The sequence below is a fragment of the Photobacterium obscurum genome, from assembly GCF_026191635.1.
Lineage (GTDB): Bacteria > Pseudomonadota > Gammaproteobacteria > Enterobacterales > Vibrionaceae > Photobacterium > Photobacterium obscurum.
The window spans coordinates 38455-50045 of sequence record NZ_JAKRRW010000019.1; the positions used below are offsets into that span (position 1 = coordinate 38455).

An 11591-nucleotide genomic window follows, 5' to 3' on the forward strand; every position below is an offset into this window, starting at 1 on the left:
GAGCAGGAACCAACTAACTACTGATCATTTTAATTCCAAACAGAGTAAATAGGCCCCCTGTCAGATAATCAATCATATGTGATGATTTTTGATATAACTGCTGCGCCGATGGTTTTGAAAATACGACGACCAAAAATAAGTGCCAGATCAGGGTGATCATTCCCATCAACATCATACTCATCAACGATAGCACTACGGTCATTGAAGCCGGCAATGCCACCGAGAACAAGCTGACAACAAACAAACCCGTTTTGGGATTCAGCAGGCTGGTCACAAACGATAGTCGGAATAACTGTATCGGAGAGAGTTGGCAGGAATAATCATCGATCGACTTACTGTACTTTTTCTGTCTGCGAGCAGCGATAATGCGTGACAGTCCGAGGTACAGCAGATACAAACCGCCCAACACTTTCATCACAGTGAAAAGCCAGGGAAATGTCTTTAGGATAATCAAGACTCCAGATGCCCCCAACGCTCCCCACACCATTACAGCAGCACTCACCCCCAATGCAGACCAAACCGCAAGCTGACGCTTGAAGCGCAGTGCCGTATTCATGGTTAATATCACATTCGCCCCCGGTGTAATTGCCGCTAGTGTCCAGATCACTATGATATGGGCTGCCACTTCTAAATAATTCACCATCTTGATAAACCTGCTTATACGCTAGTTCAGTAGTACACCACTATAAATAAGTACTTTTTTGTTAGCTTTAATTTATAACTAGACAAGCAGAATTGAAAGCTAGCTGTTAAGTTTCTTCCTTGATAAAAAACCATATCTCGTATTAAGACAATCAAAGTGAACGTCGTTTATTAAATCTAAAAATTAACTTATTAGATAATTAATGTTCACTGTTAACCTTCAAAATCTCAGTATTGAAAAGCAAAACACCAAAAATTTATATTTCCTGGCTAAATGTTTCTGTAAATATAAATCACTCATATTTAATATGCAGCAATATCATTAGACATTAAGCATATATGGCACCAATATGCACACTTGACACACAAACCGCCTGCAAAACAATCTATTTCGAAGTCATTTAACAAGAGTTATGTTTCGACGACAAGCCTCTGTTTTAACTTATATAAATTTCACCACCAGCAATAACCGCAACATTTTTTACAAGTAATTATCATTATAAGACTTTAATAATACTGAGACTAATTCACTAAAATACCTTACACGTATAGTCATATTTGTATCTATTTACAAAATAGCTCATAATGCGCGGTCTAAGTCAGCTCACTTATTCGGCTGCGTATCCAAAGGTTTGGGAAATGGAACAGAAAGTATTAGTCGTTGAAGATAGCCGACCTTTTCGACGTATTATTGAAATTGAACTAAGAAAAGCAGGTTTTACCCCAGTCCTGACGGAAAGTATTGCCGAGGCCGAAAAAGTTCTCGATGAAAGTACCGAATTCCTGTGTGCGATTCTCGACTATTGCCTTCCTGACGGGCAGGATGGCGAAATAATTGATGTTTGCCTTTCTGTCGATATTAAAGTGATCGTACTTACCGCTTTAATGGATGAGATAACCCGAGAACGAGTATTGGCAAAAACCGTTATCGATTATATTCCCAAAGACAGCCCTACCTGTATTTCGTCAATTATTCCGATTTTGAATCGTCTGAAAAACAATCACAAACATAAAGCACTTGTCGTAGATGATTCCGCTACCGCCAGACGATATATCCGAAGCCTGCTTGAACGCCAATACCTAACAGTAGTCGAAGCCCATAATGGTGAAGAAGCCTTGGAGATAATCAACAAAACACACGATATCACTCTGGTGATCACTGATTATTCGATGCCGGAACGTGATGGTGTCAGCCTGATCAAAGAACTGCGGAAAACCTTCCGCCCAGGTCAGTTGGCAGCGATAGGTTTGTCGGCCAGTGATGAGGCGGCATTAACCGCTAAATTTCTTAAGGCCGGAGCCAACGACTTTTTAACCAAACCGTTCAACCAAGAAGAATTTTACTGCCGCCTGCACAGTACCCTAAATATTCTGGATTCCGAACGCCGACTCTACCACCTGGCAAACAAAGACTACCTGACGCAAACCTGGAACCGTCGTTACTTTTTTGACCATTCTCTAGTCAAACACCACAAAGGGCCACGTTGCCTGGCCCTGCTGGATGTTGATCACTTCAAGACTCTTAACGACACCTACGGCCACCATATTGGTGATATGGTACTGATTGAACTGGCCAACATGCTACAAATATACTTCCCCGATGCCTTGGTTTCTCGTTTTGGTGGCGAGGAGTTTTGTATTCTCTACGGCAATTCATCACAAGTATTCCAGCAACGTCTGGAAGCGCTGACTAAAGATATTGCTGAATCTGAACTCAATATCCTGAACAACACTATCCAATTTACTGTCAGTCTGGGTATGGTGAATGCAGATGCCAATATTCATGAGCTGATCCGCCGGGCAGACAAAAAGCTTTACCAGGCTAAGGCAGAAGGACGAAACCGTATCGTCTACGAACAGTAAGTACTCCCGCGCCATCAGTTCTTCTGGTGGCTCGATGCCTCAAACCACACGCCACACTTTAAAATTAAGCCCTTTGCTCAGCCCTATCCGAGCAGCATTTAAAACTCAATCGCCATCTTAAAGTAAGCAATATTTGCTTTATAAAAACGTTCGCCCTGTGGCGACATGGCAAACTGCCGATAAAAGCCCGTGGCCGATTCTCTGGCATCGCACCAAAAGGTGTTTATCCCGTTTGATTTCAGATCAGCCAAGATTTGCTCGATCATCCGCGTTCCGATCCCCTGACCTTGATACTCCGGCAAGGTGGCAAACTTTCTTAATCGTGCCGTAGTACCATCGATAAATACCGAGGCGACACAAACCAGCTGGTTATCCGTAAATACACCGTAATGGCACCCGATATCATCCTCCGGCACCCGGCAAAAATCGATGGGCTGCTCTGGCCAGAGCACCCGATGGCGTACTGGTAGCGTTTGCTCGGCAGCAATACGTTCTATTTTCAAAAGTTGCACTCCTCTCAATCCAACAACAATAAAGCAGAATTAGGCAAGATTCAGCCTCAATTAGGCCTATACCCAAACGATACCCGAGAGGTACAATATGTACTAATACCGTGCATTTATTGTACGAATTTTCTGATAAAGTAGCTCTGTTCGTCACTAGATTCACCATAGCGCGAATCTATCGCAACGGCGAAGTCGCCTCTCCAACAAGAACAACCTTAATAACTGGTTTTAACCAGTACTGAAATTGCTCGACTGGAAACATCACTCTATGTATAAACGTTTTGAAAAGCTGTCCTCAGCATTTCCCCCTCATGAACCCGAACAGCCGCCTAGCGGGCTATTCGCATTCTGTCGATACTACACCCGTGGCTTCGAGATCCCTTTAATCGCGATGTCGATTCTCAGCGCGTTAATCGCGATTGTCGAAGTGTCTTTGTTTGGCTTTATGGGCCAGCTGGTTGACTGGCTTGCAACCCATAACCCAGAGACCTTTTGGGCCGAAGAAGGCGGCAAACTAATGAGCATGGGACTGCTGGTGCTGATTGTCGTCCCTTTGCTGATCACCCTGCACTCACTGATTGTCCATCAGACACTGCTGGGCAACTACCCGATGTCCATTCGCTGGATGGCGCACCGATACCTGCTAAGCCAAAGTATTTCTTTCTATCAGGATGAATTTGCAGGCCGGATTGCAACCAAGGTCATGCAAACAGCGCTCTCTGTCCGTGAAACCGTCATGAAGCTGCTCGATGTACTGGTGTATATCACGGTCTACTTCACCTCGATGATTGTCATGATTGGCCAGTCGGACGTCCGCTTAATGCTCCCTATGATTTTGTGGCTTGTCGCTTATATCGGCATCCAACTTCACTATGTTCCGAAGCTCAAGCATGTTGCCACCGAACAGGCCGACGCCCGCTCAATGATGACCGGTCGTATCGTTGACAGCTATACCAATATCTCCACGGTTAAGCTATTTTCCCACACCAACCGCGAAACCGAGTATGCCGAGCAGGGAATGAGCGGTTTTATGAATACCGTTTACCGCCAAATGCGCCTGGTTACCGGTTTTAATATCTCGGTCGAGGCGATTAACTACCTGCTGGTTTTTGCCATTGCCGGACTATCGATTTGGTTATGGATGGACGCAGCAATCACTATTGGTGCTATCGCCATTGCCGTCAGTCTGGCACTGCGTATTAACGGCATGTCAAAATGGATCATGTGGGAAGTCGGCGGCCTGTTCGAGAATATTGGCACAGTGGTCGACGGGATGAAAACGCTGGCTCAGCCAATTTCCATCAAAGATAAACCGAATGCACCGGACCTGAATGTCGACCAGGGCGGTATTCAGTTTGACGATGTCAGCTTCCATTACGGTGAAGAAAAAGGGGTGATCGAAAAGCTCAACCTGAACATTAAGCCCGGCGAGAAAGTCGGCTTGGTCGGTCGCTCCGGTGCCGGCAAGTCAACCATGGTGAATTTATTGATGCGGTTCCATGACGTCGAATCAGGTGCCATTCACATTGACGGCCAGAACATTGCCGATGTCACCCAGGACTCGCTGCGCGGACAGATCGGCATGGTTACCCAGGATACATCTTTGCTGCATCGCTCTATTCGCGAAAACATCTTGTACAGCAACCCGAATGCGACCGAAGCCGACCTGCTAGCGGCAACCAAGCAGGCGCATGCCCATGAGTTCATCACGACCCTGACCGATCCGCACGGGAATACCGGCTACGACGCCCAGGTCGGTGAACGTGGAGTCAAGCTCTCCGGCGGCCAGCGTCAGCGAGTGGCAATTTCTCGGGTATTACTGAAAAATGCGCCAATTTTGATCCTCGACGAGGCCACATCGGCACTAGATTCGGAAGTCGAAGCAGCCATTCAGGAAAGTCTGTACCAGTTGATGGAAGGCAAAACGGTTATTGCGATCGCTCACCGCCTCTCAACGATTGCCGCAATGGATCGATTAATTGTGCTTGATCAGGGCAAGATCGTAGAGCAAGGCTCACACCAGGAGCTGATTGACCACAATGGTATCTATGCCCAGCTATGGGAGCACCAAACCGGCGGGTTTATTGCCAGCGAAGTCATTTAGGTGAAAATGCTATAGCACCAATCTCATATAAAGGCTCCGATTCCGGAGCCTTTCTTTTATTGACCAAAAGAGTATTACCTCTTACTTTCTCAGATTTATACTGCAAAAAACCTCTACTTTGCCGATTTTAGCTACACTTCAAACAACAGCTTACAAACTAAGCGGTGAATTAATGCCAATTATAAGCAACTAAAATACAACCGCTTGGGATAACATTTAGTCAAAGTTGCAGGATGCTTACTATGCAGGTCAATTCCAAACGCCCACTTGATACCGAACCAGAGCAAACAGCACAGTTAGTTCTTCAGCTGATTCAAGCGCTCGTCGATGAACTCAAACAAGGGCAACAGCCTGCCTCCCTACTCCAGCTTGACTGCGATTTTGACCATGATCTCGGCTTTGACAGCCTCGCCCGGGCTGAGCTCATCCTACGCACAGAGAAACAGTTCGACATTTCGTTACCCGATCAAACACTGGCCACTATTGAAACCCCACGCGATTTACTGCGTGAAGTATTGCAAGCGACAAATCGGGACAACCCGGTGTTTGATGAGCAGATGGTTGAGCAAATCAAGCTGGATGTTGTCGAATCAGCACCGGGGAGTGTCGAAACCCTTCAACAAGTGCTTGACTGGCATGTTAATACCCACCCTGATCGCCCCCACCTTTATGTGTACCAAAATGCGGAACAGGTGATTGAAATCAGCTACCGTACCATCCGCAACAAGGCGCTAAAAATTGCCAATGGATTGCTTAGGCAGGAGATTGCTCCGGGTGAGTGTGTGGCGATAATGCTACCGACCAGCAATGACTATTTTTACAGCTTTTTCGGTGTGTTGTATGCCCGTGCGATCCCCGTCCCTATCTATCCCCCAGCTCGACCTTCGCAAATTGAAGACCATTTAAAACGCCATGCCAACATATTACAAAATGCCCAGGCCAAACTGCTGATCACCGTCCCCGAAGCCAAACCTGTCTCGCAACTGCTCAAGTTGCAAGTACCTTCTATTAAAGCAATCGTCACCGTAACAGAGCTCAAGCTTGCCCCTGAGCCACTCAATGTCGGAGATGCGCAGCAGTCAGACATCGCCTTTCTGCAATATACGTCCGGCAGTACCGGCATTCCCAAAGGCGTAGCCCTCACCCATGCTAATTTACTGGCCAACATCCGAGCCATGGGCAAGGTTGTACAGGCCCGTTCAAGCGATGTCTTTGTTAGTTGGCTACCGGTTTACCACGATATGGGACTGATTGGAGCCTGGTTAGGCAGCCTCTACCACGCAATGCCGTTGGTGATCATGTCGCCCTTGGTTTTTCTGGCGAAACCTCAGCGTTGGCTGTGGGCAATTCATCGCCACCGTGGCACATTGTCACCAGCCCCCAACTTTGCTTATGAGCTGTGTATAAACAAAATCGATGATAGCGATCTGGAAGGCTTGGATCTCAGCAGCTGGCGGCTGTCATGGAACGGTGCCGAGCCTGTCAGCCCCAGCACCATTGAACGTTTTACACAGCGATTTGCAAAATATGGCTTCCACACCGAAACCATGTCACCGGTCTATGGCTTGGCCGAGTCATCGGTGGGACTCACATTTCCGACTCGAGTCAGGCCGCCGCGCATCGAACGCATCCAGCGAGAGCCGATGACGCGGTTTGGCCGAGCAATCGCAACCACCAACGATGACCAAGAGGCGATGCAGGTCGTCGGATTAGGCCAGCCTTTACCCGGTCATCAAATTCGGATCATGGACGATTTGGGCCGGGAGCTACCCGATAGAGAAGAAGGGGATCTTGAATTTAAAGGCCCCTCTGCCACTCAGGGGTATTACCGTGATCCAGAGAAAACCAAGGCCCTATACCATGGTGAATGGCTCGAGACTGGCGATCGCGCCTTTACCATAGGTGGTGAATTGTTTCTCACCGGTCGGAGCAAAGACATCATTATTCGCGCAGGACGAAACATCTATCCCCACGAGCTGGAAGAGGCAGTATGCAATATCCCTGGGATCCGCAAAGGTTGTGTCGCCGCATTTGCCAGCCATGACTCTCGCTCAGGCACTGAGCGCTTGATTGTTTTGGCCGAAACCCGTGAAACCGATGAAGCCAAGCTCAAGCAGCTGAGGGAGGTGATTAATAATCTGTCTCTGGATTTACTCGGTAGCCCTGCTGATGATGTGGTCGTTAGTCCTCCCCATACGATCCCCAAAACCTCCAGTGGGAAAATTCGCCGCGCGGCCTGCAAAGAACTGTATGAAGAAGGCAACCTGGGTGTTCGACAACGAGCAGTCTGGTGGCAGGCTCTCCGACTGATGGGCGCAGGTTTAAAACCCCAGTTAAGACGCTACTGGCGAACGGGGATGGATCTTGGCTACGCCGCTTATATGTGGTTGATAATGGGCCTTCTTGCTCCTGCGGTCTGGTGCCTCGTTGCCGCTATACCGAATCGAAACTGGTGCTGGGCTGTCACTCGGTTTGGTGCCCGTGCGCTGATCCGGCTCACCGGCACTAAACTCACCATTAAGGGAAAAGAAAACCTGCCAGACAATAACACCCCCTGTATTTTGGTTGCTAACCACGCCAGTTATCTCGACGGACTGGTAATGGTTGCAGCAACAGAATTCAAATGCCGTTTTGTTGCCAAGGCAGAGCTATTAAAAAATCCGTTTGCCCGCATTTTCCTCTCAAAGCTAGATACCGAATTTGTTGAGCGCTTCGACGTCAAAAAGGGGGTCGTTGATGCCAAGCGGATCGCCGGGAGTGCTAAAACCAGCCAGCCTCTATTCGTCTTTCCTGAAGGGACCCTCTATCGTATGGCAGGTCTGCATGAATTTCATATGGGGGCATTTGTTGCAGCCGTTGATGCCGGGCTCCCCGTTATTCCCATCACCCTATGTGGCACACGATCCAAGCTCAGGGGGAAATCGCTGTTCCCAAGGCGGGGTGATATCAATATCACCATCAATCAACCACAATACCCAAGTGGTGATGACTGGAATGCGGCTCTGATATTAAGAGATCAAGCCCGGGCGGCAATTCTGCGTCATTGCGGCGAACCAGATTTGGCCCATAGCCCCGCCGTCAGATAATAAATTAGGCGATCCGAACCATTGTGAGACACCGCGATTCAAATGGTAGGGTTTTATCCGCATGCTCCATAGCACCCAAAAAAACATCATAGCCATGTATGATGTGTTTAATACTATCTGGAGTTAGTAAAAGGGCTTTTGTACCGGTATTAACAAAGATCCCGCATAAGAATTTCGTACTCTTCTTTGGCATCATCAATTAATCGGGTCAACTCTCTCGCATCGTTGCTAGAAAGATCAAGATGCCAGCAACAGTGAGTTGGCTCGCAATGTTCAACACAATCTAAACCGGTTGTTTTCCCGTGCTGTATAAAGCATAAATCTTCAAAATCAGCCTCCAGCTTTTCATGGTCCTCCTCGATTTCGACCAATAATGAGCCTGTCGGCCTAACAGCAAAGTGGGCATGGTAATGTGTCTTTCCTGCCAGGGTATATGAGCGATACTTAGCGTACATTTCTGACTCGAACCTCTATTGTAAAACACCGTTAAAGTATAGATGGCTAAACATATTTGTCGGTAAGTATTTGCAATGATTTCACGTTTAAAAAATTGTGCCAATCTGCTGCTTTCTCGCTGGTTTTTCCAGTTATCAATCGCAGCGGGAAGCCCTATTCGGAGCCATACTTATAGTTCCATGGAAGCCGATGATGGCTTCAATCAACACATTGGAGTCACGGCTCAATTAGGAGCTTCACAAATGAAAACATTATCGATTATCTCAACCTTAGCTTTGGCCTCGATTGCAGCATCTCCGGCCATTGCGGCAGACACCGAGTGGTTTGTTGGTGCAGGTGTCGGTTACCAGGAAAACAAGATAAAAGGAGATTCTAGAGAAAACGGTGAAGATAGCACCTATCAGTTACGAGCAGGGGCCATTGTTAACGACAATCACCGTCTGATGGGTTCGTATGGTTATATGGACAAAACCTCACAAGACCTTTTCCTTGCCTCATATGACTACCTGCATCCGGTAGCAAAACGTTTCCATGTCTTTGCCGGTATCTCTGCGGGTGTGGCTGATAGTAAAATCAACGGCAAGAGTTCAAGTGACTTTACCTGGGGCGGCCAGGTTGGGGCGAAGTACGACATTAATGACACTTGGTCAACAGATCTGACATACCGTTACTTAGATCAGGATTATGATGAGAGCAACACTCAGATCGATTATTCACAGCAAATTGTATTGTCTCTCGACTACAAATTCTAAATTGCATTGATTGATAGTGTTAGCAAATCAAAAAAGGAGAGGCCAGGCCTCTCCTTGTATCAAACAGCAACTTTAATACACGTCTTCCTAATGGAAATAGTCAACCTGCTGTTGCAGCTCCTCTGACAACACTTGCAAGTTAGTCGCACTTTGCGATGTCTGCGCAGCGATATCGCGTCCCTGACGATTCAGGTTGCTAATCTCAGTGGCATTGGTGGCAATCTCTTGCGATACATGTGCTTGCTCTTCTGACGTTGCGGCGATCACTTCAGACTGGGCAGCAATAGCCGTAACCTGAGTAGTAATGCCTTCAAGAGCCAAACCAGCCTGAGTTGCCTGCTCGGTGACAAGTTTTCCTTTCTTCTGACTTTCTGACATCATAGCGACGGCACTGCTGGTACAGCCACGCAGCTGTTCAATAATACCGACAACTTCTTTAACAGACTCTTGCGTGCGGTGGGCCAGAGTACGGACTTCATCCGCTACCACGGCAAAGCCGCGTCCTTGCTCACCAGCACGAGCTGCCTCAATTGCAGCATTCAGTGCCAGCAAGTTCGTTTGTTCCGCAATTTCATCAATCATGCGCGTCACCGCCTGAATGTTATCACTCTCACGGCTCACCATATCAATGGCCTCGGCCGACTGTCTTAGCTGTTCATTCAAGTCCGCGATTTCGACACTTACTTGTGAAACCAGATCCGAACCTGAAGCACTGTCATCGTTAGCCGAACGAACACTCTCAGCAATGGCTTCGACTTGCTCAGCAACCGATTTTGCTGACGATGCCATCTCTTCGATAGCTGTAACGACCTGCTCGACCTGCTCCTGCTGAACATCAGACTGGCCCAGGCTCCGCTGCGCATCATCAGAAACACTGGTTGCCTGTCCCTGAACCGACTCACTGGTATGGCGGATAGCACCAACCAGTTCATTGAGCTTTGCAGCCATAGAAGATACACCACCGGTCAGGCGCTCTATTTCATTCCCTGACTGGCTATTGCCCTGCTCCATTGACAAGGTCACTTCGCCTTTGCCCAAACGGTCCATATAACCTGCCAGCGTTGTTAGCGGACGGGTTAGCTTACTCAGGTAAAGACCGAGAATCAGAAAGGTAATCACGCCTGCGACAAGGGCCACAATCACAATGACAGTTAACAGCTGCTGGCTGCCTTTGGTGACTTCTTTGATGAACGTGCCACCCAGTAACTTCCAGTTCCAGCCCGGTACCTCAGTGTAGACCAGGTATTTTTCTCCCACTACCCCGTTGTATTCATAAGGGTATTTCATCAGGCCGCTTTTCGACTGGAATAACTCCCCAAAAGGCTTGTTGCCGTTATAGTCGGCCACATCGATAATTGATGCCCCTTTCTCTTTGATCACTGGATGATAAAGGTAAACACCAAGGTTACTCTCGTCATTATCAACCACGATGGTATAACCTGTCTCTCCCCAGCGTATATCAGCCACACTTGAAAAAACCGCTTTTGATGCCTCCTCAATAGAGAGGCCAATAAACGAGATAGCAACGACCTGACCACTGGCATCTTTAATCGGTGAATAGTAGGTCAGGTAGTTATGTCCAAATAACACCACTTTGGCGTAGTATGGCTGGCCACTGATCAGCTTGTTATAGCCTGGATGGCTTAGTCCCAGTTTAGTTCCCAGTGCCCGCTGTCCGCCCCGGTCTTTCAGTGAGGTTGATACACGGATAAAGTCATTACCCGACGCCACGAACAAAGTCGCTATTGCAGTCGTATTTTGGGTAAAACGATCAACAATTACAGTATTGTTAATCATCGACTCGCCATTTAACGTTACATTTCGTACTTGTTGCCCGGCAAAGCTTACTGTTTCATTTTCAAAACTTAACCCATGCATATAACCTAGACGAAATGCACTTTCCAGTTCCCTTGCATTCTCTAAGTAGATATCGAACTGACCTGAAATACTCGCAGCCATTGCATCAAGCTTCGATTGCTGCTCTTTCAGTGTCTGCTCTAGCAATATTTCAGATGAATTACGATAAACAATGGTTGCTACCGAAGAAAAGGCGATAATAAGCAATACGCTAATCACCAATTTTAATTGAAACCCTATACTTTTATTATTAATTGTTTTCCACATGTACCTGCAATAGAGGATAGCTACCCTCTCACCTTCTGGATATAAAAAACACAATAAT

General features: G+C 47.3%; 8 protein-coding genes. 4 read left to right on the forward strand and 4 right to left on the reverse strand.

Features of this window, described 5'->3' with window-relative positions; translation table 11 throughout:
* Window positions 1-13: 13 nt before the first annotated feature.
* On the reverse strand, window positions 14-643 hold the full coding sequence (locus tag MD588_RS19550; RefSeq protein WP_265699339.1) for a LysE family transporter: 630 nt from the start codon (window positions 641-643) through the stop codon (window positions 14-16).
* Between the two features lie 638 nt (window positions 644-1281).
* Here MD588_RS19550 and MD588_RS19555 point away from each other — a divergent pair.
* Window positions 1282-2505 (forward strand): response regulator, encoded by a 1224-nt coding sequence (locus tag MD588_RS19555; RefSeq protein WP_265699341.1) that lies wholly within the window; start codon window positions 1282-1284, stop codon window positions 2503-2505.
* 98 nt (window positions 2506-2603) lie between these two features.
* Here MD588_RS19555 and MD588_RS19560 read toward each other — a convergent pair whose 3' ends face one another.
* Window positions 2604-3008, reverse strand: coding sequence for a GNAT family N-acetyltransferase (locus tag MD588_RS19560; protein WP_265699342.1), 405 nt, complete (start codon window positions 3006-3008; stop codon window positions 2604-2606).
* Window positions 3009-3279: 271 nt separating this feature from the next.
* Here MD588_RS19560 and MD588_RS19565 point away from each other — a divergent pair, with 271 nt between their 5' ends.
* Window positions 3280-5115: an ABC transporter ATP-binding protein gene (locus MD588_RS19565; protein WP_265699343.1), complete on the forward strand. Its 1836-nt coding sequence runs from the start codon at window positions 3280-3282 to the stop codon at window positions 5113-5115.
* A gap of 242 nt (window positions 5116-5357) precedes the next feature.
* Complete coding sequence (locus MD588_RS19570) at window positions 5358-8201, forward strand: AMP-binding protein (protein WP_265699344.1); 2844 nt, start codon at window positions 5358-5360, stop codon at window positions 8199-8201.
* Window positions 8202-8350: 149 nt separating this feature from the next.
* Here MD588_RS19570 and MD588_RS19575 read toward each other — a convergent pair whose 3' ends face one another.
* Window positions 8351-8656: a hypothetical protein gene (locus tag MD588_RS19575; protein ID WP_265699345.1), complete on the reverse strand. Its 306-nt coding sequence runs from the start codon at window positions 8654-8656 to the stop codon at window positions 8351-8353.
* 243 nt (window positions 8657-8899) lie between these two features.
* Between MD588_RS19575 and MD588_RS19580 the strand changes: the two genes are divergently transcribed.
* The gene (locus MD588_RS19580; protein ID WP_265699346.1) at window positions 8900-9409 is read left to right on the forward strand and encodes an outer membrane beta-barrel protein; all 510 of its coding nucleotides are present in this window, start codon (window positions 8900-8902) and stop codon (window positions 9407-9409) included.
* 87 nt (window positions 9410-9496) lie between these two features.
* Here MD588_RS19580 and MD588_RS19585 read toward each other — a convergent pair whose 3' ends face one another.
* Complete coding sequence (locus MD588_RS19585) at window positions 9497-11533, reverse strand: methyl-accepting chemotaxis protein (protein ID WP_265699347.1); 2037 nt, start codon at window positions 11531-11533, stop codon at window positions 9497-9499.
* Between the last annotated feature and the right edge of the window lie 58 nt (window positions 11534-11591).